Below are 25,673 nucleotides of genomic sequence, written 5' to 3' on the forward strand. Positions count from 1 at the left end.
CTGTCACAAATCCGTTGCGTCCGTCCCGCAAACCGGAGAACGCATTTCCCAACCTGTGAAACCACGTTAAGGATTCGCCCCGACCATGACGTCGGACCCTGTTCTTTCGATCCGCGCCGCCTCGAAGACCTTCGGGTCTCGCCGCGCGCTGGACACCGTCTCGCTCGATGTAAATCGGGGCGAGATGATCGCGCTCATTGGCCCTTCCGGGTCGGGCAAATCCACGCTCCTTCGCTCCATCGACGGTCTGCAGACCATCGATGAAGGGGACGGCGTCATCACCGCGTTCGGCGGTCCCGTGCAAGCGCGGGGCAAGGTCTCGGACCAAGTGCGCAAGGCGCGGGTCCGCATCGGCTTCATCGCCCAGCAGTTCAATCTGGTCGGCCGCCTGTCGCTGTTCAGCAACGTCGCCCTCGGGTCGCTGGGGCGGATCCCCCTGCTCCAGGGGCTCATGGGCTGGTGGCCCAAAGAGACGCGAGAGGCGGCCATGGTGGCGCTACATCGTGTTGGCGTCTCCGAATATGCGGCTCAACGCGCGAACACCCTGTCAGGCGGTCAGCAGCAGCGCGGCGCCATCGCTCGCGCGTTGGTGCAGAAGGCCAAGATCATCCTCGCCGATGAGCCGGTCGCTTCGCTGGATCCCGTTTCCGCGCGCAAGGTCATGGAGATCCTTCGTGACCTGAATCAAAGCGACGGCCTTACGGTCGTCGTCACCTTGCACCAAGTGGACTACGCCCTGCGCTACTGCGACCGGGTCGTGGCCCTGAAAGCCGGCCAGAAGGTCTATGACGGCCCGGCCTCCGAACTGAAGCGCGAAAAACTCATCGATATCTACGGCCCGGAATTCGAAGACGTGTTCTGGGAAGGAGCTCCCCAATGATCAGCCGTCGTTCGGCTCTCGTCATCGCCGCCCGTTGTTCGCTTGTGGGTCTCTCGGCCCTGGCGCTCGCCTCGTGCTCGGGCAAGTCCGACGCGCCTGCGGCCAACAACGAGGTGACCTTCTCCATCCTGTCGACCGAGTCGGCCCAGAACATGGAGAGCTACTGGACGCCGATCCTGAAGGACATGGAGAAGCAGACGGGCCTCAAGGTGAAGCCCTTCTTCTCGTCCAACTATTCGTCGCTGATCGTGGCCATGGGCGCCAAGCAGACGGATCTGGGCTGGTTCTCGAACCAGTCGGGCCTGGAAGCGGTCCGCCGCGCGAATGGCGAAGTGTTCGCCCGCACGTTCGATCCGTCGGGCACGGACGGCTACAAGTCGGTGATCATCGTTCCGGCCGACAGCAAGATCCAGTCGGTCCAGGACCTGCTCAAGTGCGACAAGAGCCTGGACTTCGGGATTGGCGACAAGAAGTCGACCTCGGGCACCCTCGCACCGATGACCTATGTGTTCATCCCGGCCAACAAGAAGCCCGAAGAGTGCTTCAAGACGGTGATCAGCGCCAACCACCAGGCCAACCTGTTTGCGGTGGCCAACGGCAAGCTGGACGCCTCGACCAACAACTCCACCGCCATCAACCTGTCCAAGGCGCGCGGCGAGGGCGTCACCGACAAGATCCGGATTATCTGGGAATCTCCGACGCTGCCGGAGGACCCGATCGTCTGGCGCAAGGACATCGACCCGGTCGTGAAGGAGAAGCTGCGTCAGTTCTTCCTGACCTATGCGCAGGGCGACACGCCCGAGGCGGAGCAGCAGCGCGGCTATCTGAAGAAGCTGTCGATCGGCGGCTTCAAGCCGGCCGATGACACCCACCTGCTGGTGGTTCGTGAGATGGAAGCGACCGAGCAGCTCGGTCTTGCCCGCGAGGCGGGCGACCAGGCCAAGATTGCGGCCGCTCAGAAGACCCTCGACGGCGTCAAGGCCGAGCGCGTGGCCGCCGAGGGCAAGGCGGGCGTCGTCGCTCAGCCGACCAACTGAGGTCCTCGATGAGCCAAGCCGCAAAGATGGACGGGGCGATCCCGCCCCCGCCGAAGCGCTCGACGTCGGCCCTGGCCTTCGACACCCTGCTCTGGGGCGGGGTGATCCTGCTGCTGATCATCAGCTTCAAGCCGGCCGAGATCGACAAGTTTCCGCAGCTGTTCACCGACACGGAGAAGACGCAGGGCTTCGCCCAGCTGTTCTTCAAGCCGTTCGGCGATCCAGAGCTGTTCATGTCGATGGATTGGAGCCTGTTCATCGGCAAGATGTGGCAGACCATCCAGATGGCCATGTGGGGGACGGCCCTGGCGATCATCGTCGCCATCCCGCTGGGTCTCTTGGGCGCGCGCAATATCGCGCCGGTGTGGGTGCAGCAGCCGGTTCGGCGGGTGCTGGACCTGATCCGCTCGATCCCTGACCTCGTCGTGGCCCTGATCTTCATCACCGCCGTGGGCCTGGGGCCCTTCGCGGGGGTCATGTCGATCATGTTCAACACCGGCGGCGTCCTGGCCAAGCTGTTCGCCGAGGCGGTCGAGTCGATCGACAAGGGTCCCGTCGAGGGCGTGCGCGCCACCGGCGCGGTCAAGCTGCAGGAGATCGTCTGGGGCGTAATCCCGCAGGTGGCCCCGCTGTGGACCAGCTACGCCCTCTATCGCTTCGAGTCGTCGAGCCGCGCCGCCACGGTGCTGGGCATCATCGGCGCGGGCGGTATCGGCCAGATCCTCTACGACTCGATCAATGCGTTCCAGTTCGACCAGACCGGCTGCATCGTGCTGGTCATTGTGGTGGCCGTCTCGATGATCGACTTGCTCTCGCAGATCATCCGTACGCGCCTGCTCTGATCGAGCGACATCGCCAACAGATCGCCGCCTCTCCGGTCCACCGGGGAGGCGGCTTTGTTAGCAGCGTTCCCGCATTGGGGACCAAGTCATCGGTGAACGGAGAATCTCGCGCCGATTCAACGGCGATTTGTGGCCCCTTTGCCACAGCTTAACGCCCTGGAAACGCTTGTCGCCTGGTCGTCACAAAGCTGTGGCGGAAGCGTCATGTCCCACCGGTAAGCCCCCAAGCATTCCTGCTCCGCTCGACGAACGGGCGAGAGAACAGGGGCGCAGAAGGGGATTTCTCACCATGAGCACCAAGACCTCGCTGGTCGCCGGTTCGGCGCTGGGCGTCGCGCTCGCTCTGACCATGGGCGTCGCCGCCCAAGCTCAAGACATGGCTTACAAGTGGAGCGGCGCTCCGCAGTTCAGCAATGACGACACCTCGTTCAAGTTCCGCGGTCGCATCCTGGTCGACTACGTCAACCAGGACGTCGAGCGCGCGGGTCCGGCCGGTGACTTCAAGACCAGCAACATGCGCGGTCGCCAAGTGTTTCTGGGCGTCGAAGGCAAGCTCAACAACTACTTCGCGTATAAGGCCGAAGGCGGCTGGGTGAACGGTGGCGCGGCCTCGTGGGATGACGTGGTCATCGAGTACAAGCCGAATGAACAGGTCTCGGTCCTGTTCGGCAACATCAAGGCCGCCGGTCTTGAGAACCTGACCTCGACCCGCTTCACCACGTTCATGGATCGTGGTCCTTACGGCGACTTCGGCGTTGACAGCTACCTGCTGAGCGCGGTCGCCAAGTACACGGGCTACAACTATTCGGCCACGGTGGCGGTGCAGGGCAACAGCATCAACAGCGCCGACGTCGCCAATGCCGGGGCCGACTCCAAGGAGCGCTTCGGGATCACGGCGCGCGGTCACTATGCGCTGATCAACACCGACACTGACAAGCTGCACCTGGCGGCGTCGTACCGGTACCGCAACCGCGGTGACGAAGCGGCCTTCAACTATACCGGCCGCACCACCTCGGCCTACAGCACCCAGACGCTGTACCAGACGGGCGCCATCGGCAACCGCGACAAGACGCTGGCCTTCGAAGGCGCCTACGTCCACGGCCCGTTCTCGGTCCAGGCCGAGTACTCGAACATCGACGTGACCCGTCAGAACCCCGCCGTCGTCGGCGCGGATCCGAAGGTGAAGGTCGGCTATGCGTTCGTGTCGTTCTGGCCAACCGGCGAGATGCGCAATTACGATCCGATGGCTGGCGAGTTCAAGCGTCCGAAGATCCTCAACCCGGTCACGGCCGGCGGCATGGGCGGCCTGGAACTGGCCGTTCGCTACGACTTCGCCGATCTGACCGACGCCTACGACACCCTGAAGGTGAAGCCGGCGACCTCGCAGGCCGGCAAGTACACCGGCTGGACCCTGGGCGTGAATTACTATCCGACCTCGTATGTCCGCTTCCAGGCGAACTACACCGACGGCAAGGCCGACAATTACGGCGCGAACGTCGACTACGACGTGAAGCAATTCCAGCTGCGCGCCCAGCTCGACTTCTAATCTCGATCTGATCCGGGCGGGTCGACCGATCCGCCCGCACCCTCACATCCGTCTCCTCCGGAGTTCGTCATGAAGAAGCTTCTGTCCTGCGCGGCCGCCGCCGTCGCCCTGTCGGGCCTCGCCGCCGCCCCCGCCCACGCCGCCCGTGACTATGTCTGGGCCGCCGGCTCCTCGACCGTGTTCCCGTTCGCCACCCGCACTGCCGAAAACTTCGCTAAGAAGAGCGGCAAGAAGGCTCCGAAGGTTGAAAGCCTCGGCACCGGCGGCGGCATCAAGCTGTTCTGCTCGGGTACGGGCGAAGGCTTCCCCGACATCGCCAACGCTTCGCGTCCGATGAAGAAGTCCGAGTTCGACCAGTGCGCCGCCAAGGGCGTGAAGGACATCATCCAGATCAAGATCGGCTTCGACGGCATCGTGGTCGCCACCGACAAGGACGGCGCCGACTACAACTTCAAGCTCGAGCACCTGTATCAGGGCCTGTCTAAGCAGGTCCTGAAGGGCGGCAAGTTCGTTCCCAACCCGCACAATACCTGGGACGACGTCGCCGGCGGCCTGCCGGGCAACCGCATTCAGGTCTACGGCCCGCCGCCGACCTCGGGCACCCGCGACGCCTTCGTCGAGCTGGCCATCGAGGCCGGCGCCCGCAAGTATCCGACGGTCGACGCGATCCGCTCGGACAACGAAAAGAAGTTCAAGGCCCTGGTCGACCCGCTGCGCGGCGACGGCTGGATCGACGCGGGTGAGAATGACAACGCCATCGTTGGCACCTTGACCAAGACCCCGGGCGCCCTGGGCGTGTTCGGCTGGTCGTACCTCGAAGAGAACATGGACAAGATCAAGGGCGCCTCTGTGAATGGCGTGCGTCCCTCGGCCCAGACGATCTCGGACGGCAGCTACCCGCTGGCCCGTTCGCTGTACATCTACGTCAAGAAGGCCAACATCGGCGTGACCCCGGGCCTGGACGAGTTCCTGCGCGAGTTCACCTCGGATGCGGCGTCGGGCCGTGGCGGCTACCTGCAGGGGCGTGGCCTGATCCCGCTGCCCCCGGGCCAGCACAACGCCCAGAAGGACGTGGTCGCCAAGAAGGTGACCATGACGCGCCCCGCCTCGTAAGAGAGCGACGTTTCGGCAATCACGCCGCGGCTCTATGGGCCGCGGCGTTTTTGTTTGTATAGTGGCGCGCCGGACCTCCCCATGCGCCGGTCGCAGTCGCCGTCCGGCGACGCGCCCCTGACCCTGAAGGGCCATGATCCTCGTCGCGCTCGTCGTCGTTCTTTTCCTCGTTCTGCTGAACGGGGTCTTTTCCATGTCCGAACTGGCCGTTGTCTCGGCGCGCAAGGCGCGCCTGCAGGGCTTCGCCGAGCGAGGCGATCGCGGGGCCAAGCTGGCGCTGGAGATGTCGGAACATCCGACTCGGTTCCTTTCGGCCGTTCAGGTCGGCATCACGCTGATCGGCATCTTCGCCGGCGCCTACGGCCAGGCCACCATCGCCGCTGCGCTGGACGCCTGGCTGGAGACCAGCGTCCCAGCCCTGGCCCAATACTCCGAGGCCATCGCCACGACGATCGTCGTCATCGGCCTGACCTATGTCTCGGTGATTCTCGGCGAACTGGTGCCCAAGCGTTTGGCGCTGATCTTCCCGGACGCCATCGCCCGCCGCATGGCGCCGTTCTTGGCCGTGGTGGCCACGGTGCTGCGGCCCTTCGTGACCCTGCTCACCGTCTCGACCGCCGCCGTCCTGCGCCTGATGGGCGTGCGCGATGAGCGCAACACCAGCGTCACCTCCGAAGAGGTCGAGGCCGTGCTGGCTGAAGGCGCCGACGCCGGCCTGATCGAGCCCGAGGAGCGCTCGATGATCCAGGAGGTGCTGCGCCTGGGCGATCGTCCCGTGCGCGTGGCCATGACCCCGCGCCGCGACCTCTTCTGGGTCTCGCTGGCCGACGACACCGAGACGGTGCTCACCGAGATCCGCGCCAGCGCCCATTCGCGCATCGTGGTCGCCACCGAGGGCGACCTCGACGGCGATGTCGGCGTGCTGCTCAAGAAGGACCTGCTGGACGCCTGCCTCTCGGGCGAACCGCTGGACCTGAAGGCCCACGTCCAGCAGCCGCTGGCCATCCCCGAGACCATGTCGCTGCTGAAAGCGCTGCAGCTCTTCAAGTCGACCAGCCTGCACATGGCCCTGGTGGTCGACGAGTTCGGCTCGCTGCAGGGGGCGATCACGCCGCTGGACCTGCTGGAAATGATCGCCGGCGACTTCCCGGAAGATCACGACGACGACGAAAAGCGCATCATCCGCCGCGAAGACGGCGGTTGGCTGATCGACGCGCGCCTCGACATCCAGGAGCTCAACGACCACCTGGGCGAAAACTTCGAGGCCGAGGGCGGCTATCACACCGTCGCCGGCCTGATCCTCGACCGCCTGGGCCGCCTGCCGACCGAGGGCGAGCATGTCACGATCGGCGGCTTCGACCTCGAGATCGTCGACATGGACGGCTCGCGGATCGACAAGGTCATCCTCAAGCCCGGCAAGCGCAAGAAGGACGGCCAAGAGGGGTAGGTGGCGGCCCCATCCGGACGCCGCATTGACGTCGCGCTCGAAGGAGCGGGTTCTGACGCTAGGTTAGAGGCGGCTGTCGACCCGTTGCGGACTGCAGGCGAAACAGAATCCCTCTTCCAAAGGGAGAGGGAGGGGCCCGCCGCGAAGCGGTGGGAGGGTGAGGGGTTACGAGGTTTGACGGCGTGCCGGCACTCCGTCGGACGCCGTACCCCCTCACCCCGACCCTCTCCCGATGGGAGAGGGCGCAATGTCCGCTCCCCACCCATCGCCGACGTTAGCGATGTCCGCCTTCAGGCAGCTATCGCTAGCCCCCCCACCGCCCAAGAAAAAAAGGCGCGGACCTTGCGATCCGCGCCTCTTGTCTTGTCTACCCGATGAGACCCGCTGCTATTGCAGCTTGGCGCCCATCTGGCTGATCGCGGCGTCCACCAGGGCGTCGCCCTTGGCGCCCGCCAGACGGGCGGCCAGGACGGTTTCAGCGGCCTGGGCGGCGAGATCCACCGCAGCGGCCTTCACGTCGGCGGCGGCTTGAGCTTCGGCCTGGGCGATCTTGCGCTCAGCCATTTCGGCGCGGCGCCTGATCTGCTCTTCGAGCTTTTCCTTGGCTTCCTCGGCCAGACGCTTGGCGTCGGCCTTGGCGGCTTCCAGCATGCTGGCGGCCTGACGCTCGGCGTCCTCGCGCTGGGCCTTCACCTCCGCGAGCAGGCCTTGAGCCTCCTCACGCAGTTGCTGGGCCTCGTCGAGCTCGGCCTTGATCTTGGCGGCGTAGCCGTCGAGAGCGCCGAACAGCGCGCCGGGCAGGACCTTCAGAACGACCAGCAGGCCGAAGAAGATCACCAGGGCGGCCAGAACCCAGAACTCCGGGTTCGAGAAGCTGAACAGGGATTGGTGTTCCATCGTTCGCTCCTTAGGCCAGAGCCGACTTCAGCTCGGCGGCCGTAGCCGCCTTGCCCGTCAGCTTCTCGACGATCGCGCCAGCCGTCTCTTCGGCCACCACGCGGACCTGGCTCATGGCCTGGTCGCGAGCGGTCTGGATCGAAGCCTCGGCCGCGGCCAGCTTCTCAGCCAGAGCGGCCTCTTCCTTGGCCTGACGCTCGGCGGCTTCGGCCGAAGCCTTGGCCTTGGCGTCCGCAGCGGTCTTCTGGGCCTTGGCGCGGGCCTCGGCGACTTCCGCCGCTGCGGCGCGAGCCTGGGCTTCAGCCTCGTCCTTCATGCGACGGGCGTCGGCGATGTCGCCGGCGATCTTGGCGCCGCGCTCGTCGATCGCGCCGCTGACCCGGGGCAGCAGGCCCTTGGACAGCACCGCATAGAGAACGGCGAAGATGATGAGCAGCCAGACGATCTGACCACCCCAGTGCTCGAACTGCAGCTGCGGAAGGCCGCCGCTTTCGTGCTTCTGGGGGGCTTCCGTCGTCTCGGTCGTGCCGTGATGTTCCGTCGCCATGGGCGAGGGCGCCTCTCAGCTAGTGCGCTTGGAGCGGGCCGTGTTCCGACCCGCTCCAGGAAGCGCGAGAAAACAAAAGCATGGAGCGCGTCGCTTCCGATGAAGCGCCGCGCCCCAGGGATCGGATTACGAGAACAGGATCAGGAAGGCGATAACCAGGGCGAAGATGCCCAGGGCTTCCGTCAGAGCCATGCCCAGGAAGAGCATCGGGCGCTCTTGAGCAGCGGCGGTCGGGTTACGCAGAGCGCCTTGGAAGTAGTTACCGAACATCACGCCCAGGCCAACGCCCGCGCCGATCATGCCCAGCATCGCCAGACCAGCGCCGATGTACTTAGCAGCAGCAGCGTCCATGATTGAGACTCCTTAGGAAGGGTATGTAGGTTGAAAGACTAAAGGTTGATCAGTGGCTGTCGAGGTGCACGACGTCGTTGATGTAGACGCAGGCAAGCACCGCGAACACGAAGGCCTGCAGGAAGGCCACCATGAACTCGAGGGCCGTCAGGGCGACGACCGAGGTCAGGGCCAGGGCCGCACCGGCCCAGCCCAGCACGCCGAGACCGCCGAGGGCGACCACGAAACCGGCGAAGATCTTCAGCACCACGTGACCGCCCAGCATGTTGCCGAACAGACGCAGGCCCAGGGTGATCGGGCGGATCAGGAACGACAGGATCTCGATCGGCACGAGCAGGAAATACAGCGGCCACGGCACGCCCGACGGGGCGAACAGCTTGAAGAACTTGATGCCGTTCTTGGCGAAGCCGACCGCGACAACAGTCAGGATGACCATCAGGCCCAGCGTCAGGGTCACGGCCAGCTGCGAGGTGGCGGTGAACACTAGGAACATGCCCTGGACGTTCATGAACAGCACGAACGCGAAGAGCGTGAAGATGAAGGGCAGGAACTTCTTGCCGTCGTGACCGATGATCGACTCGGCGAGTCCATCGACCAGCCCATAGAGCATCTCGCCCACCGCCTGCAGGCGGCCTGGGACCACGGCCTTCTTCGCCGACAGGGCGTAGAAGCCGATGATCAGCAGCGCGGCCGACATCATGGCGGCCACGGAGTTCGTGATCGACAGGTCAATGGCGCCGAGGCCAGGAACGGTCACGGTGGGCAGTTCCACGATCTTCTGGATCTGGAACTGGTGCATCGGATCGGCCATCGGCCCTAGTCTCTCTTCTGCTTGGGGGCGGTAGACCCGCCTCCCGTGTCTTCGTCGGCGTTCCCGGTGGGGGACGGCGCCGACGCCTGCGCGCTCAGTTTCATCGCCTTGCGGACGATGGAGAAAATCGCGAGCCCGAGACCGATCAGCAGACCGCCGACCATGCCCCAGGGGCTCGTGTGAACGTAGCGATCGAGAAGCCAGCCAAAGCCGACCCCCACCAATACGCCCCCGATCAAGTCCGCCAGCAGACGGTAGCCGTCCTGTGTGGCCTGTTCGGACGTCGCCTTGGCGGGCTTTTCCGCCGCCTTCCGCGCCTCAAATGCGTCGAGCCGAGCGTCCAGGCTTTCGAGAGCCTTGTCGTTCGGTTCGTCGGCCTTGGGCATGGGAAGCGGCAGGTCCGAAAACGCCGAGGACGCGCCAAAACGAGGCGCTTTCCGGCCGGCTTGATCGGCGCGGAACCTATAGACCTCGCTGCGGTGCGTCAAGGTGAGCGATTTTCCCGGCAAGTGACGGTAATGCTTAAGGATTTCGTCGCCTCGGTCAGGGAGGGGCAAAACCATCCCCTGATCGCGCTCGTCAAGCGCGGCGCGTTCTGCGGAAGTCCCCCTCCTGAACCCCCGGCGGCGCGTTCAACTGCGTCATTTCGACGGGGGCCCTATCAAATGTCACACGCCGCCCCTATCTCACGTGTGCCTTTTATACGTCGCTTCCCCTACGCGAGGAGCGGCGGAGCCTGATGACGCATTGATTTTTTCGTCAATCTGGGCTTAAGAGCCGCCGCCTCCAAACAACACGAAGATTCATGTCGCACCTGAAGAACACCGGATTCGCCGATCGTATTTCTGCCCAGCAGGAAGCCAAAAAGGCCATGCTGGCCAAGTTCAAGGCCAAGCCGACGGTCCAGGATCCCGATTTCGACAAGCGCGAAGAGCAACGCGCCGCCGAACTCGAGGCCGTCCGCGCCGCCCGCGCCGAAGCCAAGGAAAAGGCCCGTCTCGAAGCCCTGGCGCGCCAGGAAGAGCTGATGGCCGTCAAGCGCGCCGAGCGTAAGGAGCGCAAGGCTCTCGAAGCCGCCGAGATGCGCGTCCGCAAGGAAGAAAAGGCCAAGGAGCGCGACGAACTGCGCGCCCTGGGCAAGACGACCAACAGCAAGGCGTCTCGCGCCCACCAGTGGGCCAGCCTGCTGGGCTAAAGATGATCAGGGGTCCTTCGGGGCCCCTTTTTCTTTGCGCCCGTAGCGAAACGAGACCATGAGCCGCTGATGGTTTCGCTCGACGTCCTCGCCAGCCTGTTCGTGGTCGCCGCCCTCGCGGGCGCGCTCGACGCCATCGCCGGCGGCGGCGGTCTTGTGACTCTGCCCGCCTTGCTGCTGGCCGGACTCTCGCCGGTCCAGGCGCTGGGCACAAACAAGCTGCAAGGCGCGATCAGCGCCCTGTCCTCGACCAGCGCCTTCGCCCGCCGTGGCCTGATCGACTGGAAGACGGCGCTGCCGGTCGCCGGCGCGGCCGCCTTGTCGGGTCTTGCCGGCGCGCTGTGCGCCAGCCTGCTGTCGCCCGAGCTGTTGCGCGCGGTCGTGCCGCTGCTGCTGATCGCCATCGCGCTCTATTTCGGCTTCTCCCGCGCCATCAAGGGCGAGGACGTCGCTCCGCGCATGGCGCTCGTTCCCTTCGCCTGTTTCGTGGCGCCGCTGATCGGCTTCTATGACGGGATCTTCGGACCCGGGGCCGGCGCCTTCTACATGGTCGCCATCGTGACGCTGCTCGGCTACGGCGCGCTGAAGGCCACCGCGCACACCAAGCTGGCCAACGCCGCCAGCAATCTGGGCAGCCTTGTCCTGTTCACGCTGAAGGGCGCTGTTGTCTGGCCCGTGGGCCTGGCCATGGCCGCCGGCGCGTTCCTCGGCGCGCAGGTGGGTTCGCGCCTGGCCATGCGCTTTGGGCCCAAGCTGATCCGACCGCTTCTGGTGGTGATTGCGTGCGCCATGGCGGCAAAGCTGCTGGCCGATCCGGCCAATCCGCTGCGGATGGCGGTGACGCACCTTATCGCCGGCTGAGACTCCCCCCACCTGACCCGCTTCGCGGGTCGTCCGCCCCCAAAGGCGGGCGGAAGGTGATCCTTCTTCCCCCTCCGGGGGAGGAGCGCGAAGCGCGGAGGGGGCAAGTGGCTGGCCTAAGCCGCCACCAGCTTCTCCGCCGTGCTCAGATCCACGCTGACCAGCTGGCTCACCCCGCGCTCGGCCATGGTCACGCCGAACAGGCGGTCCATGCGGCTCATGGTCACCGGATTGTGGGTGATGGCGATGAAGCGCGTCTGGGTGCGGCGGCGCATCTCGTCCAGCATGTTGCAGTAGCGGTCGACATTGGCGTCATCGAGCGGGGCGTCAACTTCGTCCAGCACGCAGATCGGGGCCGGATTGGCCAGGAAGACGCCAAAGATCAGGGCGCTGGCCGTGAGGGCCTGCTCGCCGCCGCTCATCAGGCTCATGCTGGCCATGCGCTTGCCCGGCGGGCAGGCGAAAATCTCCAGGCCAGCCTCAAGCGGATCATCGCTTTCGATCAGCTTCAGCTCGGCCTGACCGCCGCCGAACAGCGCCTGGAAGAGGGTCTGGAAATTGGCGTTGATGACGTCGAAGGCCGCCAGCAGGCGCTCGCGGCCCTCGGCGTTCAGCTCCTCAATGCCGGCCCGCAGTTTGGTCACGGCGCCCGACAGATCGGCCCGCTCGCTGCGCATGGTCTCCAGGCGGCCGGCATATTCCTGCGCCTCTTCCTCGGCGCGCAGGTTCACTGGACCGATCGAGTCCCGCTCCCGTTCCAGGGCGAAGAGGTGCGCCTCGACCCCGGCGGCGTCCTTCGGGACAGCCACGGCCTCGCCGGCGACATGGCGACCCAGTTCCTCGGGCTCCATCCGGGCCTGCTCGCGGATGGCCGAGGCGACCTCGGTGAAGCGCTGGCGGGCGCCGTCCAGGTGCGCGACGAGGGCCGCGCGCTTCTCACGCGCTTCGCCGGCGGCCTGCTCGGCGGCGCGGGCGGAGCGGTCGGCGTTCAGGCGCATGGTCTCAGCGGTTTCGAGGGCGTCGCTGGCCTTGGCGCGGCGCGCCTCGGCGGCGGCGAACTCGTCGAGCAGCGCCACTAGCTTTTCCTGCAACGCGGCCGGCGCCTCACGGGCGGCTTCCAGGGCGGCGGAGGCCTTCACCCGGTCGCCGTCAAGAGCCTCGGCCCGCTTGGCGGCGGCCTCGGCGCGCTTGCTCCAGTCCGCGCGATCGCGTTCCAGGCTTTCCAGCCGTCGCTGGCGGCCGGCGCGTTCGCGGGTCTCGACGTCGAAGGCGGTGCGCGCCGCGCCGGCGGCCTCGCGGGCCTGGGCGGCGGCCTGACGGGCTTCGGCGAGTTGCGGCTGCAGGTCGCCTGAGGTCTGGGCGGCGGCGTGGGCCTCTTGGGCCTGGGCGAGAGCGGTGTCGGCCTCGACCTTCTCGGCCTCGAAGCGGCCGATGGTGTCGTCCAGCGATTGAGCGCGCGCCGCACGAAGCGCCTGCTCGCGTTCGAACCTGGCGACCTGCTCGCGCGCCTGGGTCAAGAGGCGCTCGGCGTCGGGCGGGCCGCGCCGTTTGTCGCGCAGCAGGTCCTCGGCTGCGCGCAGGCGATCAGCGGCGGCCTTCAGGGCGATGGCGGTGGCCTCGGCGCGCGGCGCCATCACGTCGATCTCGGCCTCGACCTCGGCCAAGCGGGTGCGCTGCTCCAGTCGCACGGCGGCGGGGCGTGGCGCGTCGGCGCGGGCGACGAAGCCGTCCCAGCGCCACAGGTCGCCGTCTTTCGAGACCAGGCGCATGCCCGGCTTCAGCTCTTTTTGCAGACGATCGCCATTGGCGCGGGTGACCACGGCCACGTGCGAGAGGCGGGCGGCCAGGGCTGGCGGGGCCTTGACCAGCGGCGCCAGCGGCTCGGCGCCTTCGGGCCAGACTGGCGCGGGCGCGTCCGCGCCGCCCCAGTAGGAGGGGGCCTTGGCGTCGAGCGCGGCGTCCAGGTCATCGCCCAGGGCGGCGGCCAGGGCCGCGCCATAGCCCTTGTCGGGCGAGACGCTGTCCAGCGCGGGAGCATGGCCGCTCTTGGTGCGCGGCGCGGTCAGTTGCGCAAGGCCTCGGGCCTCGGTGCGCAGGCGACCCAGCTGGTCCTCGACGCTGCGCGCCAACTGACGGGCCTGGGCTTCCTGTTCGGCGGCCTTCACGCGCGCGGTCTCGGCCTCTTCTAGCGCCGTGCGGGCCGCGGCGAGGGCGGCCTCGGCGTTGGCGAAGCGCTGGCGGGCGTCGGCGGCGGCCGGATCGACCTCGGGACCGACGGCTGCGCGCTCGGCGCGGGCCTGGTCCAGGGCGCGGTTGGTGCGGTTGGCGCGGGCCTCGGCCTCGGACAGGCGCGCGGCGGCGGCGCGGCCCTGCGCCTCCTCGGCGGCGACCCGGGCGGCCAGTTGCTCGACAGCGGCCTCGGCGGCGGCGCGGATCTCCTCAGCGGCCTTGGCGGCGGCGGCCAGCTCCGGACCGCGCTCGGGCGCGGCGGCGACAAGGCTGCGGACCTCCTCCAGCTCAGGCTCGATCCGCGCGAGAGCGGCTGCGGCGTCGTCCTTGGCCTGCGCCTCGCGGGCGCGGTCGGCGTCGATGCGGGCCAGGTCGTTGGACAGACGCTCGAACTCGGCGGCGGCGGCCTCGGCCTCACGCTCGGCGCGGTCTTTCTGGATCGCCAGCTGGCCGAGGATCGCCTGGGCGATGGTGGCCTCTTCGCGCAACGGCGGCATGGCGGCTTCGGCTTCGGTGATCGTCACCTGGGCGGCGGCGCTGGCGCGAGCGGTCTCCTCGACCAGGCGCGCGGCGGCCGTCGCCTCGCTGGTGGTGCGCTCCAGGTGGTCGCGGGCCTCGGTCCAACGGGCGTAGAGCACCGCGCCCTGCACGGCGCGGATCTCGGCCGACAGGCGCTTGTACTTCTCGGCCTGACGCGCCTCGCGACGTAGGCGGTTCAGCGCGGTCTCCAGTTCCCGGGCCACGTCCTCCAGACGCGAGAGATTGGTTTCGGCCGCCCGCAGGCGCAGTTCGGCCTCGTGGCGGCGGGTGTGCAGGCCCGAGACCCCAGCGGCCTCTTCCAGGATGCGGCGACGGTTCTGAGGCTTGGCGCCGATCAGCTCGCTGATCTGGCCCTGGCGGACCAAGGCCGGCGAGTTGGCCCCGGTCGAGGCGTCGGCGAACAGGAGCTGGACGTCGCGCGCCCGCACCTCGCGGCCGTTGATCTTGTAGGTCGAGCCCTCGCCGCGATCGATACGGCGGACCACCTCCAGCACGGGATCGTCATTGAACTGGGCCGGCGCGGTGCGGTCGGCGTTGTCGATGGTGAGCGTCACATCGGCATGGTTTCGGGCCGGGCGTGCGCCGCTGCCCGCGAAGATCACGTCGTCCATGCCGCCGGCCCGCATGGCCTTGGCGGAGTTGGCTCCCATCACCCAGCGCAGGGCTTCCAGGAGGTTGGACTTGCCGCAGCCGTTCGGACCGACGATTCCGGTCAGCCCCGGCTCGATCCGGAACTCGGTCGGCTCGACAAAGGACTTGAAGCCCGAGAGGCGGAGGCGCTGGAACTGCACGGAGGCGGTCCCTTCCGGTCCCTAGCCCTTCGCCGCCAGGGCGAAGATCTTGGACAGCGCAGCGGCATCGGCCTCGCCCTCATAGGGCGCGCCATTGACGAAGAAGGTGGGGGTCACCTCGACCTGATCCTCGCCGATCGCCCGGCGGAAGCGCGTATTGACCCCGTCCAGCGCCTTGGTGTCGTTCATGGCGGCGGTGAACTGGGCTTCGGTCAGGCCGTATTGCTGACCGATCGCCAGCAGGCCTTCCCACAGGCGCCCGCTTTCGAAGATCGCCGCCTGCTTCTGGAAGACGGTGGTCAGAACCTCGAAATACTTGCCTGGCACACGCCGGGCCAGCAGGAAGCCGGCGGCGGCGAACTCGTTGGGCGGCGTCAGGAACTCGCGGAAGACCAGGCGCACCTTGCCGGTGTCGATGAACGTCTTGCGGATCTGCGGCTGCTCGGTGGTCCACCAGTGGGCGCAGTGATTGCAGCTGGCCGAGGCGTAGACCACGAACTGGACGGGCGCGGTGGCTGCGCCCAGGACCATGTCACCGGGCGCCGGCGGCAGCGACCGGGCGCGCGCGACCGAGGGCCCCGCCGTGAGGGCGAGGCCGCTGGCGATCAGGATGCGCCGGTCCAGGGTCATTACTTGGAGGCTTCCGCGATCGCGGCGTCCAGCTGGGCCAGCGTCTGCTCGCCGCCTTCTTCGCCGCCCAGGCGCTTGCCGTTGACCTCGAAGGTCGGGGTGCCGCGGATGTTGTTATCCGACATCATCTTTTCGATACGCTCGGCCGACTTGGCGGCGTTCTCGTCGCTGAGGCAGGCGTTGAACTGAGCTTCGTTCATGCCGGCGGCCTGGGCGATGGTCAGCAGTTCGCCGCGGATGTCGCCGCTGGTGAAGATGCTGGTCTGAGCGCGGTACAGGGCCTCGGTGACCTGGAAGTACTTATCCTTGCCGGCGCAACGGGCCAGCATGGCGCCGGCGTTGGCCAGGCGCGGTTCGCCGGTCAGGGCGTCGCGATGGACGTACTTGACCTTGCCTGTGTCGATGTACTTGGCCTTGAAAGCCGGGAAGACTTCGGCGTTCCAATCAGCGCAGTGCGGGCAGGCGACCGAGGCGTACTCGATGACCGTGACCTTGGCGTTCGGATCGCCCAGGACCATGTCCTCGGCCGTGACCGCCGTGCTCTTCGGCGAACAGGCCGCGAGGCTGGCCGCGACGGCGGCGACGATGGTGACTCGGCTGATCAGCGAACGCATGAAATGGCCCCTTGGCGGTCGAATGAGAGATTAAACGCGATTCTCGTTATGCAGCGAAAAAGGCGCAACCGTGACCAGCGTCATGAGCGTGAGCCAGCCCGCCTTGTCAATGGTCCGATCCCGCCTCTAGCGCTCGGAGGACAGGACCCCGCGACCCAGCTTCAGCAGAGCCTGCTTGAGCCCTCCGTCGGGCTGTTCGGACAGGCTGTCGGCGAGCTGCTTTTCCAGCGCGGCGTCCAGAGGCGGCTTGCGGCGCAGGCGCGTGGACGGCGCGGCGGCGGGCGCCTTGACCGGGCCCTGCACGATCCGCAGCCGGGTGACCACGCCCTTGCCCAGCAGCATGTCGAGCCGGGCGGTGATCTGCGGCGCCTGGTGCTGGATCAGCGAGGCGACCGGCCCGTCGACGCGCAGTTCGAGAGCGCCGCCCTCGCCGTTGCGCCCCCTGATGATGCGGACCGGTTCGGTGCGGCGCGCCAGGGTGTCGCCGACGATTTCTTTCCAGCGGGCCTGCAGGGCGGCGGGCCCTTTGCCGAAGCGGTCTTCCAGGTCCTTGAGAAGCGGCGCGAGGTTCTTGCCGGCCGGCGGCGGCGGACGGCGCTGGGGCTTGGTCCGCTTGCTACGCAGGATCGCGATGGCTTCTTCCGGCGTGGGCAGGGGGCGACGCATGGGAAGAAACTAGCATGGAGCCGGCGGTTCGGGGTAGGCGAGGGACCATGAAAGACCGCGATGCTCTCCGCTCGGCCTTGCTGGCCTGGTACGACGCCCAGGCGCGTGATCTGGCGTGGCGCGTCGGGCCCGCTGAGCGCCGCGCCGGCGTGCGCAGCGATCCCTACCGCGTCTGGCTGTCGGAGGTGATGCTGCAGCAGACCACTGTGCCGCACGCCACGCCCTATTTCCTGAGCTTCACCCAGCGCTGGCCGACGGTCTCGGATCTGGCGGCGGTGGAGGACGGCGACCTGATGGCGGCCTGGGCGGGCCTTGGCTACTACGCCCGCGCCCGCAACCTCTTGGCCTGCGCGCGGGCGGTGGCCAACGATCACGGCGGCGTCTTTCCCGACACCGAAGAGGGTCTGCGGGCCCTGCCGGGTGTCGGCGCCTACACCGCCGCCGCCGTAGCCGCGATCGCCTTCGACCGCGCCGCCAATGTCGTCGACGGCAATGTCGAGCGGGTGATGTCGAGGCTGTTCGCCGTTGAGGCGCCACTGCCTGACAGCAAGCCCGAACTGAAGGCCCTGGCGGGCGAGCTTGTCACCGACGACCGACCCGGCGACTGGGCCCAGGCGCTGATGGACCTGGGCGCGACGGTCTGCAAGCCGAAGGGGCCGCTATGCGACCGCTGTCCGGTGTCTGCCTGGTGCGACGCCTATCGTGGCGGCGCGCCCGAGACCTATCCGCGAAAGACCAAGAAGGCCGATCGCCCCCGCCGCCACGGCGTGGCCTATGTGCTTTCGCGCGGCGACGAGGTCGCCCTGGTTCGCCGGCCGCCGAAGGGCCTGCTGGGCGGGATGCTGGGATTGCCGACGTCGGACTGGCGCGCGACGCCCTATGACGACGCCGAAGCCATCTCGGCCGCGCCGGTCGCCGGCGTGTGGCGGGACCTCGGTGCGGTGGAGCACGTGTTCACGCACTTCTCGCTGACCTTGCGGGTATTCGCCGCTGACGGGGCCAATGACGGCGATTTCGTCTGGACATCCCGCGAGGGGTTGAGCGCCTTGCCGAGCGTGTTCCTGAAGGCGGCGCAGCGGCTGCTCTGACGTGCGGAAACCTCGCCCTTTGACAAGCTCAGGGTGAGGTTTCTAGTAGTCACTGCGTTGAGATTGGCCCTCACCCTGAGCCTGTCGAAGGGCGAGGGCGGACCCGCCGAATCTCAGTTCATCCCCGCGCGGACCTGGGCTCGCAGCACGTCGATCGGGGCCAGGCCCGCGTCGGTCTTGAAGTGCCAGTAGGTCCAACCGTTGCACGCCGGGGCGCTCTGCACCAGGGCGCCGATCTTGTGGATCGAGCCTGACAGGTCGCCGACGGTGATCGAGCCGTCGGGGCGCACCTTGGCCACGTGGGTGCCCTTGGAGCAGTAGAGCGTGTCGCCCGGCGACAGCAGACCGGCCTCGACGATCGTGCCGAAAGGCACGCGCGGCTCGGCGCGCTTGGAGCCCATGACTTCCAGGTCTTCGGGGGCGATCGGGACCACCTTGGCGATGCGGGCCTTAGCGTGTTCCAGGTATTCGGCCTCCCGCTCGATGCCGATGAACTTGCGGCCCAGGCGCTTGGCGGCCGCGCCGGTGGTGCCGACGCCGAAAAAGGGGTCCAGGATCACGTCGCCCGGCTTCGTCGTCGACATGATGACGCGGTACAGCAGGGCTTCGGGCTTCTGGGTCGGGTGCGCCTTTTGGCCGTCGGCGCCCTTGATGCGTTCCTCGCCGGTGCACAGCGGGATGGTCCAGTCCGAGCGCATCTGCACCTCGTCATTGGCCATCTTCAGGGCGTCGTAGTTGAAGGTGTAGCGCTTGGCGTTCTGGCTCTTCGAGGCCCAGATCAGGGTCTCGTGGGCGTTGGCGAAGCGGGTGCCCTTGAAGTTGGGCATCGGGTTGGACTTGCGCCAGACGATGTCGTTGAGGATCCAGAAGCCCAGGTCCTGCACGGCCACGCCGACGCGGAAGATGTTGTGATAGCTGCCGATCACCCAGATCGCGCCGTCGTCCTTCAGGACGCGGCGGGCGGCCTTCAGCCACTCGCGCGTGAACTTGTCATAGGCCGCGAAGCTCTCGAACTGGTCCCAGTGGTCGTCGACCGCGTCGACCTTGGAATTGTCGGGCCGCAGCAGGTCGCCGCCCAGTTGCAGATTGTAGGGCGGATCGGCGAAGATCAGGTCGACCGACTTCTCGGGCAGGGCGTTCATCTGCTCGATGCAATCGCCGTGGATGATGGTTTCCGGCCCGAACTTCATGGTCCCGCGTCCTCAAGAAAGAGAGCGGAATCATGAGTCTTTCTGGTAAATCCGGTGTTGAAAGACGTGGTTAGCGGGCTGTTAACCAAGGCCTTTCAGGCGCCTTTGAGTCTGGTCAGACTCAAAACCTGTGAGCGATCAAAGATCTAGCTCGCCATTGACGGCCAACTCGGCCAGCGCCGCCTTCACCGGCGCCCAGCCCAGACGGTGAATTGGGGAAGGGCCGAGGCGTCGCAGGCCCTCGACATGGATCGGCGCGTGGTAACCCTTGTGGCCGGCGAAGCCGTAGCCGGGATAGAGCGCGTCCATCTCGATCATGATCCGGTCGCGGGCCTCCTTGGCCAGGATCGAGGCGGCCGCGATCGAGCACGACAGCGAGTCGCCCTTGACCACGGTCTTGACCGGGCAAGGCAGCTCGAACCTGTAGTTGCCGTCGACCAGGGCGAAGGCGGGCGTCACCGCCAGACCTTCGACCGCGCGCCGCATGGCGAGGCCCGCTGCGTGCAGGATGTTGAGCTGGGCGATCTCCTCGATCGAGGCCAGGCCCACGCACCAGGCGATGGCGACGTCCTTGATCTCCTCCTCCAGGGCCGCGCGGGCCTTGGCCGAGAGCTTCTTGGAGTCGTTGAGGCCCTTGGGGATGCGGTCGGGGTCCAGGATCACCGCGCCGGCGCTGACCGGCCCTGCCCAGGGCCCGCGTCCGGCCTCGTCCACCCCGCAGACCGGCCCTGGTCCGCAGGCCAGCTCCAGCATCATGTCGGGTCCGGTCGGCATGGCGGCTGTTTAGGCCGCTTCGCCGCGATTGGGAATCGGCAAGGGCGCGACTGGAGCAGCTCGGCCGATGCCGCTAGGGTCCTCCCATGTCACGCCCCCTCGCCGCCCTCATCCTCTGCTCGGCCGTGCTGGCCAGCGGACCCGTCCAGGCTCAGGACGACTGGAAGCTGGTCTGGTCCGACGAGTTCAACGGCGCCGCGCTGGATGACACCAAATGGACGCCGGCCGCCGACTGCGGCGGCGGCGGCAATGACGAGCGCCAATGCTATGTCGTCAGTCCCGAGACCCTGTCGGTCAAGGACGGGACGCTTCGCCTGACGGCGATCAAGCGCAAGACTCGAGGCCTGGCCAATCCGTGGGCCGGACCGACGGGGCCGATGAAGACTGGCGACTACGCGTCGGGCAAGATCGTCACCCAGGGCAAGTTCAGCTGGCGCTACGGCCGCTTCGAGGCGCGCGCTCGGGTTCCCGGCGGTCAGGGCGTCTGGCCGGCGATCTGGATGATGCCTGAGTTGTCGACCTATGGCGGTTGGCCGCGCTCCGGCGAGATCGACATCCTGGAGACGGTGAACCTCGGCGCGCCGTGCCCGCCGGTAGGGGAGGCCTGCGCGGGCGGACGCGAGAACCGGGTGTTCGGCACGATTCACTTTGCGGGCGACGCGGCCGGGACGCACAAGCAGGTCAGCGCCAGCACGCCCCTTACGGCCTCGCCCGACGGCTTCCACGTCTATGCGGTGGAGTGGTCGCCCGAGGCGATCGTCTGGTTCCTGGACGGCCGGGAATACGCCCGCGCCACGCCGCAGGACTGGAAGCGGGACGACCAGCCGGTCAGCGCCGCGCCGTTCGACCAGCCGTTCCATCTGATCCTCAACCTGGCCTTCGGCGGCCGCTGGCCCGAGAGCGTCAACGCCAAGGGGATCGACGAGGCCGCTCTGCCTGCGACGCTGGAAGTGGACTGGGTGCGGGTGAGCCAGAAGGACGCTGACTGATCGTGGCGCTCACCGGGTCCGCGCCGCCTTGACGACGTCCAGCACCGCATCGATCACCGTCTGCGGCTGCTGCAGTTGAACCAGGTGCCCGGAGCCCGCCGCGATACGACGCTCGCCTCGGCGAGACAGCTTGGCCAGGGTTTCGTGGCTGTCGACCCAGTCGGCGAAGAGGGCCGCGTGCTCGCCGTTGGCGTCTGGGCCCCAGAGGCCGCCCTGGACGGCCGCGCCAGCGGTGATCACGATCAGCGGCAAGTCGCCCCAGTCGCGTCCGTCACGCGCCACCCGCTCGCCGTTCGGTTCGTATTCTTCGTAGAGCGAGGCCTGGGCGCGTAGGCGGGCGGGCTCGGCGTCGCGGCGGGCCAGCACCGCCTGGGCGGTGGCGGGGATCTCTGGATAGTACTGGAAGCACGGCGCCGCCGGTGCGCCGGTCTTCACGGTCCCGGCCTCGATTCCCGCCGCGCAGTCGCGCAGGCGCTTGGCCTCGGAAGCGAAATAGGCGCGGTCGGCGGCGGCGGCCTTGGGGCCCGCCTTGGTCTGGCGGGCCATGTCGCGCGGCCGGGTCGGATCGACAAAGACCACGCCCGCCGCCTGATCGCGATGGCGGTCGACGAAGGTCAAAGTTTCGAAGGCGCCGGCCGAATGGCCGACCAGAACATAGGGGCCGCGCTCGCCCGCCGCCGCCAGTACCTTGGCCAGATCCCGTGTGGTCTGGTCTGAGGTCTGGGCGTTCTTGACGTCGCCGTCGCTGAGGCCAAAGCCCGCCCGGTCCCAGGCGCAGGTGCGGGTCGTCTTGGCGACTTCGGGCTGGACCAGCGCCCAGCTGCCCGACCATCCGCCAAGGCCGGCGGTGAAGACCACGGTCGGTGAGCCCGATCCCAGGCAGTGAAGGTGAATCCGACGTCCGGCCTCGACCTCGACCATGCCGGTCGGTTCGACATAGGCGTTCATCGCCTCCACGACCGGAATGCCCTGGATGACTTGCGCCTGCGCGCCGCTGATCCCGAAGGCGATCGCCGCCGCCACGCCCAGAATGATCTTGCTTGCCATGCGACGCCCCACTGCCCCTGCGCGGCGGAGCTTAGTTTCCCCACGCGGTGTCGCCAACGCTGTTGTTCGGTGCGCTTGGACAGAGCGCGCGTTGCCTCCGGCGCCAGCGGCTGGCAGGGTCCTGACCTCGCCGTGGAGACCTGCCTCGTGACCCCGTTCCATCACCTGCTGGTCAACAATCTGGTCGCGAACATCACCAACTTCACGATCTGGTTCGCCCTGACCTTCTACGTCTATCTGGAGACCAAGTCGGTCTTCGCCACCGGCATGATCGCCGGCGTCTATCTGGTGCTGACGGCGGCCTGCGGCATCTGGTTCGGCAGCCTTGTCGACCACCACCGCAAGAAGGTCGCGATGGCGGGCTCGAGCGTTGCGTCCCTGTCGCTTTACGCCCTGGCGCTTGGCGTCCTGCTGATGGCGCCGAAGGGGGCGATCGCTGATGTCGGCCAGCCCTGGCTGTGGGCGCTGATCGGACTGTCGATGCTGGGCGTGATCGCCGGCAATATCCGCACCATCGCCCTGCCCACCCTGGTGACGCTGCTGATCCCCGAGGAGCGCCGCGACAAGGCCAATGGCCTAGTCGGCATGGTCAGCGGTGTCGGCTTCCTGACCACCTCGGTGATCAGCGGCTTCCTGGTGGCGTGGGGCGGCATGCTCGCCGCCCTTATCTTCGCCCTGGCTTTCACGCTCGCCGCGTTGGTCCACCTGGTCACCGTTCCGGTCCATGAGCCGCGCGTCGAGCCCGAGCATGGGGCGCCGGTCGAACCCAGGACGATCGATCTGGCCGGTACGATCAAGGTGGTGGCCGCCGTGCCGGGTCTTTTCGCCCTGATCCTGTTTGCGACCTTCAACAACTTCCTGGGCGGGATCTTCATGGCCCTGCTGGACGCCTATGGCCTGTCGATGGTGTCGGTGCAGGCCTGGGGCCTGCTGTTCGGCTTCCTGTCGGTGGCCTTTATTATCAGCGGTTTGGCGATCCACAGGACGGGCCTGGGATCCAATCCGCTGCGTACCCTGCTGCTGGTCAACCTGATTTCGTGGGCGGTCTGCTGCGTCTTTCCGCTGAAGTCGTCGATCGTGATGCTGGCGATGGGGTGCTTCGTCTGGATGCTGCTGGGGCCCTACGCCGAGGCCGCCGAGCAGACGACCCTGCAAAAGGTCGTGCCGTTTGAGCGCCAGGGCCGGGTCTTCGGCTTCGCCCAGTCGATGGAGCAGGCCGCCTCACCCCTGACGGCGTTCCTGATCGGACCGCTGACCCAGTTCATCGTCATTCCGTTCATGACCAACGGCGCCGGCGCGGCCGCCATCGGCGACTGGTTCGGCCGGGGCCCGGACCGGGGTATGGCGCTGGTGTTCACGGTTGCGGGTGTCGTCGGGGTGGTCGTCACTCTGCTGGCCTTCGGCTCCAAGGCCTACCGGCGCCTGTCGGCGGTCTATGCCGAGGGCGAACCTGCTCCTGCGGCCGCCTAGGGGCGATGGCTTAGCGCCTTGCACTCTTCATGTCGGAAGCAGGTCACCAGGTGGTCGTTGACCAGCCCCGTGGCCTGCATGAAGGCGTAGACGATTACTGGGCCGCAGAACTTGAAGCCCTTGGCCTTCAGCGCCTTGGACATCTCGACGGCTAGCGGCGTCTGGGCCGGGACCTGACCCGCTTCCCACTGGTTCTGGATCGGCGCGCCGCCGACCATGTCCCACAGGAACTGGCCGAAGTCCTCGCCCCGCTCGCGCATGTCGAGATAGAGGCGCGCGCCGGCGATGGTGGCGTCGATCTTGCCGTTCGAGCGGATGATGCCGGCGTCCGCCATCAGCCGGGCGCGATCGGCCTCATCGAAGCGGGCGACCTTCTCGGGGTCGAAATTGGCGAAGGCGGCGCGGAAGGCTTCGCGCTTGCGCAGGATGGTGATCCAGGACAGGCCCGCCTGGAAACCGTCCAGCACGAGCTTCTCCCACAGCGCACGGCTGTCCCACTCGGGCACGCCCCACTCGTGGTCGTGATAGGCCTCGTAGAACGGGTCTCCGTTCATGCCTTTCCAGGTGCAGCGGGTGATGTCGTTCATGCGGCGAAGCTGGCAGAAACTTCGCGTCCTGCCTAGAACTTTTCGGGAACATCAGGTGTCGCGCGACGGATTTCCGGATCTTGCGCGTTCAGCCTCGCGAGGGACCCAGACACACGAAAGGTGCGCCGATGAAGCGCCTGAAGACCTTTGCCATGTTTGCTCTGGCCACGACCGCCGTGGCCGCCACACCGGCCTTGGCCCAGCACAGGGACCGCGACCATAACCCGCCGGGGCCGCGCGGCGGGCCAGGAACCAACTGGGAGAATCCGCCGGGCTGGCGGGGCGGACCTGGAGCCTCGCCCGACCGGCGCTACTATCGCTGGAACGGCCAGCGGGTCGAGTTCCGCTATCGCGACGGCTACTACTACAACCGCGCCTACGGCTACTATCACCCGCGCTTTGGCTGGTGGAACCAGGCCGGCAAGTGCTGGTTCGACAACGACCGCAATCCGCCTGGTCCGCGCGGTGGTCCCGGCACGAACTGGGAGAACCCGCCTGGCTGGCGCGGCGGCCCGGGAGCGTCCCCGGACCGCTACGGTCGCTGCCGATAAGGTCGACGCCAGATCAGCTGGCCAGGAAGGTCTCGACCTCGGCCATGAACTTGGCCGGCTGATCGATCATGATGAAGTGGGCGCTGTCGTCGATCCGCATCACCTTGGCGCCCTTCAGCGGCGCATAGGCGGCCTGGTACCAGCCGCCGAAGGTCGCGGCCGGGACCGGAACGCTGCTGTTCCAGGCAAAGACCACCGTGGTGGGCGCGGTGATCTTGGCGAGCTCTGGCGTCAGGTCGGTGGTCAGCAGCTCTTCCATCGCGCGGCCGGAAACCTGCCGGTCGCTATCCAGCGAGTGCTTGACGATGGCGGGCCGAGCGGACTCGGTGCGAACCATGCCGCCGATCACCTGCTCCTGCATGGCCTTGAAGGCGTCGGCGGGGGAATTGGCGATCTGGGCGCGGAAGCCGGCGGCGCGCTGGGCGACCGATTCCGGCGACTGGCCGGGTCCGAAATAGGCCACCGCCAGGTTCGGGAACATGTCGACGACCATCAGCTTGCCCACCAGGCCGGGGCTGCGCGCGGCCAGCATCATGCCGATCGTGCCGCCCATCGAGTGGCCCATCACCGCCGGCGACTTCAGGCCCTGGGCCTGGATATAGCCCGCCAGACCTTCGGCCACGCCTGCGGCGACCTTGCCCTCGGCGTTGCCCGCCGTCGGCGCGCCCGCGAAGCCGGCGACATGGACGAGGTGCACGCGATAGCGGCCCTCCAGCGCCTGGGCGGTCGATTCCCAGATTTCCGGCGACGACGACAGGCCCGGGATCAGGATGACGTCGGGACCCTTGCCGCGCACCTTGACGGTGAAGCGAGCGGTGTCGGCGGCCAGGACGGGACCCGCCAGGGCGGCGGCGACCAGCAGCGCGCCTGCGCCAAGAACTTTGCGACGATTCATAATGACTTTCCCCCAACACCTCGCGGCCGCAGGAGCTGGCGACCGTCGTTTGGCGATCTCTGCCCCGAAATGGGGACGCCCGCAA

General features: G+C 67.4%; 27 protein-coding genes and 1 pseudogene. 13 read left to right on the forward strand and 15 right to left on the reverse strand.

Features of this window, described 5'->3' with window-relative positions:
* Nucleotides 1-85: 85 nt before the first annotated feature.
* The 6 genes from phnC (at nt 86) to ACT53N_RS07000 (ending at nt 6,865) form a co-directional block, all read left to right on the forward strand.
* Entirely contained in the window at nt 86-880 is a 795-nt protein-coding gene (gene phnC, locus ACT53N_RS06975) for a phosphonate ABC transporter ATP-binding protein (protein WP_476063216.1), read from the forward strand.
* Nucleotides 877-1,917: a phosphate/phosphite/phosphonate ABC transporter substrate-binding protein gene (phnD, locus tag ACT53N_RS06980; protein WP_476063217.1), complete on the forward strand. Its 1,041-nt coding sequence runs from the start codon at nt 877-879 to the stop codon at nt 1,915-1,917. The genes phnC and phnD overlap by 4 nt, the downstream gene beginning before the upstream one ends.
* An 8-nt stretch (nt 1,918-1,925) precedes the next feature.
* Entirely contained in the window at nt 1,926-2,759 is an 834-nt protein-coding gene (gene phnE / locus ACT53N_RS06985; RefSeq protein WP_476063218.1) for a phosphonate ABC transporter, permease protein PhnE, read from the forward strand.
* Between the two features lie 289 nt (nt 2,760-3,048).
* Nucleotides 3,049-4,305 (forward strand): OprO/OprP family phosphate-selective porin, encoded by a 1,257-nt coding sequence (locus ACT53N_RS06990; RefSeq protein WP_476063219.1) that lies wholly within the window; start codon nt 3,049-3,051, stop codon nt 4,303-4,305.
* Nucleotides 4,306-4,374: 69 nt separating this feature from the next.
* Nucleotides 4,375-5,418, forward strand: a complete 1,044-nt coding sequence (locus ACT53N_RS06995) for a substrate-binding domain-containing protein (protein ID WP_476063220.1) — start codon at nt 4,375-4,377, stop codon at nt 5,416-5,418.
* Between the two features lie 133 nt (nt 5,419-5,551).
* Entirely contained in the window at nt 5,552-6,865 is a 1,314-nt protein-coding gene (locus tag ACT53N_RS07000; protein WP_476063221.1) for a hemolysin family protein, read from the forward strand.
* A 58-nt stretch (nt 6,866-6,923) separates the two neighbouring features.
* On the opposite strand, the gene ACT53N_RS07005 is transcribed toward ACT53N_RS07000, so the two are convergent.
* The 6 genes from ACT53N_RS07005 to ACT53N_RS07030 all read right to left on the reverse strand — a co-directional run bounded on the left by ACT53N_RS07005 (nt 6,924) and on the right by ACT53N_RS07030 (nt 9,857).
* Entirely contained in the window at nt 6,924-7,127 is a 204-nt protein-coding gene (locus ACT53N_RS07005; RefSeq protein ID WP_476063222.1) for a hypothetical protein, read from the reverse strand.
* A 125-nt stretch (nt 7,128-7,252) separates the two neighbouring features.
* Nucleotides 7,253-7,762 carry a F0F1 ATP synthase subunit B gene (locus tag ACT53N_RS07010; protein WP_476063223.1) on the reverse strand — a complete coding sequence of 170 codons (510 nt, stop codon included), beginning with the start codon at nt 7,760-7,762 and terminating at the stop codon, nt 7,253-7,255.
* A 10-nt stretch (nt 7,763-7,772) separates the two neighbouring features.
* Entirely contained in the window at nt 7,773-8,309 is a 537-nt protein-coding gene (locus ACT53N_RS07015) for a F0F1 ATP synthase subunit B family protein (protein ID WP_476063224.1), read from the reverse strand.
* 126 nt (nt 8,310-8,435) lie between these two features.
* Nucleotides 8,436-8,660, reverse strand: coding sequence for a F0F1 ATP synthase subunit C (locus ACT53N_RS07020; protein WP_004615714.1), 225 nt, complete (start codon nt 8,658-8,660; stop codon nt 8,436-8,438).
* Between the two features lie 49 nt (nt 8,661-8,709).
* On the reverse strand, nt 8,710-9,471 hold the full coding sequence (locus ACT53N_RS07025) for a F0F1 ATP synthase subunit A (RefSeq protein WP_268066431.1): 762 nt from the start codon (nt 9,469-9,471) through the stop codon (nt 8,710-8,712).
* A gap of 5 nt (nt 9,472-9,476) precedes the next feature.
* Complete coding sequence (locus ACT53N_RS07030) at nt 9,477-9,857, reverse strand: AtpZ/AtpI family protein (RefSeq protein WP_476063404.1); 381 nt, start codon at nt 9,855-9,857, stop codon at nt 9,477-9,479.
* A gap of 419 nt (nt 9,858-10,276) precedes the next feature.
* Here ACT53N_RS07030 and ACT53N_RS07035 point away from each other — a divergent pair, with 419 nt between their 5' ends.
* The 3 genes and pseudogenes from ACT53N_RS07035 to ACT53N_RS07045 form a co-directional block, all read left to right on the forward strand.
* Nucleotides 10,277-10,666 carry a DUF6481 family protein gene (locus ACT53N_RS07035; RefSeq protein WP_476063225.1) on the forward strand — a complete coding sequence of 130 codons (390 nt, stop codon included), beginning with the start codon at nt 10,277-10,279 and terminating at the stop codon, nt 10,664-10,666.
* Between the two features lie 69 nt (nt 10,667-10,735).
* Complete coding sequence (locus ACT53N_RS07040) at nt 10,736-11,527, forward strand: TSUP family transporter (RefSeq protein ID WP_476063226.1); 792 nt, start codon at nt 10,736-10,738, stop codon at nt 11,525-11,527.
* 16 nt (nt 11,528-11,543) lie between these two features.
* Nucleotides 11,544-11,631, forward strand: a pseudogene (locus ACT53N_RS07045) (hypothetical protein); the annotation flags it as partial.
* A 12-nt stretch (nt 11,632-11,643) separates the two neighbouring features.
* Here ACT53N_RS07045 and smc read toward each other — a convergent pair.
* The 4 genes from smc to ACT53N_RS07065 form a co-directional block, all read right to left on the reverse strand.
* A complete protein-coding gene (smc, locus tag ACT53N_RS07050) occupies nt 11,644-15,087 on the reverse strand; it encodes a chromosome segregation protein SMC (RefSeq protein WP_476063227.1) in 3,444 nt (1,147 codons plus the stop codon).
* A 21-nt stretch (nt 15,088-15,108) separates the two neighbouring features.
* Nucleotides 15,109-15,717, reverse strand: coding sequence for a thioredoxin domain-containing protein (locus ACT53N_RS07055; protein WP_476063228.1), 609 nt, complete (start codon nt 15,715-15,717; stop codon nt 15,109-15,111).
* On the reverse strand, nt 15,717-16,331 hold the full coding sequence (locus tag ACT53N_RS07060) for a DsbA family protein (protein ID WP_476063229.1): 615 nt from the start codon (nt 16,329-16,331) through the stop codon (nt 15,717-15,719). The genes ACT53N_RS07055 and ACT53N_RS07060 overlap by 1 nt, the downstream gene beginning before the upstream one ends.
* A gap of 126 nt (nt 16,332-16,457) precedes the next feature.
* Complete coding sequence (locus ACT53N_RS07065) at nt 16,458-16,997, reverse strand: DUF721 domain-containing protein (protein WP_476063230.1); 540 nt, start codon at nt 16,995-16,997, stop codon at nt 16,458-16,460.
* Nucleotides 16,998-17,044: 47 nt separating this feature from the next.
* Between ACT53N_RS07065 and mutY the strand changes: the two genes are divergently transcribed.
* Entirely contained in the window at nt 17,045-18,085 is a 1,041-nt protein-coding gene (gene mutY / locus ACT53N_RS07070) for an A/G-specific adenine glycosylase (protein WP_476063231.1), read from the forward strand.
* Between the two features lie 113 nt (nt 18,086-18,198).
* On the opposite strand, the gene ACT53N_RS07075 is transcribed toward mutY, so the two are convergent.
* Nucleotides 18,199-19,275, reverse strand: a complete 1,077-nt coding sequence (locus tag ACT53N_RS07075; protein WP_476063232.1) for a DNA methyltransferase — start codon at nt 19,273-19,275, stop codon at nt 18,199-18,201.
* A 138-nt stretch (nt 19,276-19,413) separates the two neighbouring features.
* Nucleotides 19,414-20,049, reverse strand: coding sequence for a ribonuclease HII (locus tag ACT53N_RS07080; protein WP_476063233.1), 636 nt, complete (start codon nt 20,047-20,049; stop codon nt 19,414-19,416).
* Nucleotides 20,050-20,135: 86 nt separating this feature from the next.
* Between ACT53N_RS07080 and ACT53N_RS07085 the strand changes: the two genes are divergently transcribed.
* On the forward strand, nt 20,136-21,038 hold the full coding sequence (locus tag ACT53N_RS07085) for a glycoside hydrolase family 16 protein (RefSeq protein ID WP_476063234.1): 903 nt from the start codon (nt 20,136-20,138) through the stop codon (nt 21,036-21,038).
* A gap of 9 nt (nt 21,039-21,047) precedes the next feature.
* On the opposite strand, the gene ACT53N_RS07090 is transcribed toward ACT53N_RS07085, so the two are convergent.
* Entirely contained in the window at nt 21,048-22,085 is a 1,038-nt protein-coding gene (locus ACT53N_RS07090) for an alpha/beta fold hydrolase (RefSeq protein ID WP_476063235.1), read from the reverse strand.
* A 132-nt stretch (nt 22,086-22,217) separates the two neighbouring features.
* On the opposite strand from ACT53N_RS07090, the gene ACT53N_RS07095 reads away from it, so the two are divergent.
* A complete protein-coding gene (locus tag ACT53N_RS07095; RefSeq protein ID WP_476063236.1) occupies nt 22,218-23,555 on the forward strand; it encodes an MFS transporter in 1,338 nt (445 codons plus the stop codon).
* Here the strand turns inward: ACT53N_RS07095 and ACT53N_RS07100 are convergent.
* Nucleotides 23,552-24,142 (reverse strand): DNA-3-methyladenine glycosylase I, encoded by a 591-nt coding sequence (locus tag ACT53N_RS07100; RefSeq protein WP_476063237.1) that lies wholly within the window; start codon nt 24,140-24,142, stop codon nt 23,552-23,554. The genes ACT53N_RS07095 and ACT53N_RS07100 overlap by 4 nt on opposite strands.
* A gap of 128 nt (nt 24,143-24,270) precedes the next feature.
* On the opposite strand from ACT53N_RS07100, the gene ACT53N_RS07105 reads away from it, so the two are divergent.
* Nucleotides 24,271-24,693 (forward strand): hypothetical protein, encoded by a 423-nt coding sequence (locus ACT53N_RS07105; RefSeq protein WP_476063238.1) that lies wholly within the window; start codon nt 24,271-24,273, stop codon nt 24,691-24,693.
* 13 nt (nt 24,694-24,706) lie between these two features.
* On the opposite strand, the gene ACT53N_RS07110 is transcribed toward ACT53N_RS07105, so the two are convergent.
* The gene (locus ACT53N_RS07110; RefSeq protein WP_476063239.1) at nt 24,707-25,588 is read right to left on the reverse strand and encodes an alpha/beta fold hydrolase; all 882 of its coding nucleotides are present in this window, start codon (nt 25,586-25,588) and stop codon (nt 24,707-24,709) included.
* Nucleotides 25,589-25,673: the final 85 nt, after the last annotated feature.

Source organism: Caulobacter sp. DMC95, assembly GCF_056313785.1.

Bases quoted from the DNA above. Each gene is read 5' to 3' on its own strand.
- phnC (WP_476063216.1), top strand. From the start codon at position 86: ATGACGTCGGACCCTGTTCTTTCGATCCGCGCCGCCTCGAAGACCTTC.
- phnD (WP_476063217.1), top strand. From the start codon at position 877: ATGATCAGCCGTCGTTCGGCTCTCGTCATCGCCGCCCGTTGTTCGCTT.
- phnE (WP_476063218.1), top strand. From the start codon at position 1,926: ATGAGCCAAGCCGCAAAGATGGACGGGGCGATCCCGCCCCCGCCGAAG.
- ACT53N_RS06990 (WP_476063219.1), top strand. From the start codon at position 3,049: ATGAGCACCAAGACCTCGCTGGTCGCCGGTTCGGCGCTGGGCGTCGCG.
- ACT53N_RS06995 (WP_476063220.1), top strand. From the start codon at position 4,375: ATGAAGAAGCTTCTGTCCTGCGCGGCCGCCGCCGTCGCCCTGTCGGGC.
- ACT53N_RS07000 (WP_476063221.1), top strand. From the start codon at position 5,552: ATGATCCTCGTCGCGCTCGTCGTCGTTCTTTTCCTCGTTCTGCTGAAC.
- ACT53N_RS07010 (WP_476063223.1), bottom strand. From the start codon at position 7,762: ATGGAACACCAATCCCTGTTCAGCTTCTCGAACCCGGAGTTCTGGGTT.
- ACT53N_RS07015 (WP_476063224.1), bottom strand. From the start codon at position 8,309: ATGGCGACGGAACATCACGGCACGACCGAGACGACGGAAGCCCCCCAG.
- ACT53N_RS07020 (WP_004615714.1), bottom strand. From the start codon at position 8,660: ATGGACGCTGCTGCTGCTAAGTACATCGGCGCTGGTCTGGCGATGCTG.
- ACT53N_RS07025 (WP_268066431.1), bottom strand. From the start codon at position 9,471: ATGGCCGATCCGATGCACCAGTTCCAGATCCAGAAGATCGTGGAACTG.
- ACT53N_RS07030 (WP_476063404.1), bottom strand. From the start codon at position 9,857: ATGCCCAAGGCCGACGAACCGAACGACAAGGCTCTCGAAAGCCTGGAC.
- ACT53N_RS07035 (WP_476063225.1), top strand. From the start codon at position 10,277: ATGTCGCACCTGAAGAACACCGGATTCGCCGATCGTATTTCTGCCCAG.
- ACT53N_RS07040 (WP_476063226.1), top strand. From the start codon at position 10,736: ATGGTTTCGCTCGACGTCCTCGCCAGCCTGTTCGTGGTCGCCGCCCTC.
- ACT53N_RS07055 (WP_476063228.1), bottom strand. From the start codon at position 15,717: ATGACCCTGGACCGGCGCATCCTGATCGCCAGCGGCCTCGCCCTCACG.
- ACT53N_RS07060 (WP_476063229.1), bottom strand. From the start codon at position 16,331: ATGCGTTCGCTGATCAGCCGAGTCACCATCGTCGCCGCCGTCGCGGCC.
- ACT53N_RS07065 (WP_476063230.1), bottom strand. From the start codon at position 16,997: ATGCGTCGCCCCCTGCCCACGCCGGAAGAAGCCATCGCGATCCTGCGT.
- mutY (WP_476063231.1), top strand. From the start codon at position 17,045: ATGAAAGACCGCGATGCTCTCCGCTCGGCCTTGCTGGCCTGGTACGAC.
- ACT53N_RS07075 (WP_476063232.1), bottom strand. From the start codon at position 19,275: ATGAAGTTCGGGCCGGAAACCATCATCCACGGCGATTGCATCGAGCAG.
- ACT53N_RS07080 (WP_476063233.1), bottom strand. From the start codon at position 20,049: ATGCCGACCGGACCCGACATGATGCTGGAGCTGGCCTGCGGACCAGGG.
- ACT53N_RS07085 (WP_476063234.1), top strand. From the start codon at position 20,136: ATGTCACGCCCCCTCGCCGCCCTCATCCTCTGCTCGGCCGTGCTGGCC.
- ACT53N_RS07090 (WP_476063235.1), bottom strand. From the start codon at position 22,085: ATGGCAAGCAAGATCATTCTGGGCGTGGCGGCGGCGATCGCCTTCGGG.
- ACT53N_RS07100 (WP_476063237.1), bottom strand. From the start codon at position 24,142: ATGAACGACATCACCCGCTGCACCTGGAAAGGCATGAACGGAGACCCG.
- ACT53N_RS07105 (WP_476063238.1), top strand. From the start codon at position 24,271: ATGAAGCGCCTGAAGACCTTTGCCATGTTTGCTCTGGCCACGACCGCC.
- ACT53N_RS07110 (WP_476063239.1), bottom strand. From the start codon at position 25,588: ATGAATCGTCGCAAAGTTCTTGGCGCAGGCGCGCTGCTGGTCGCCGCC.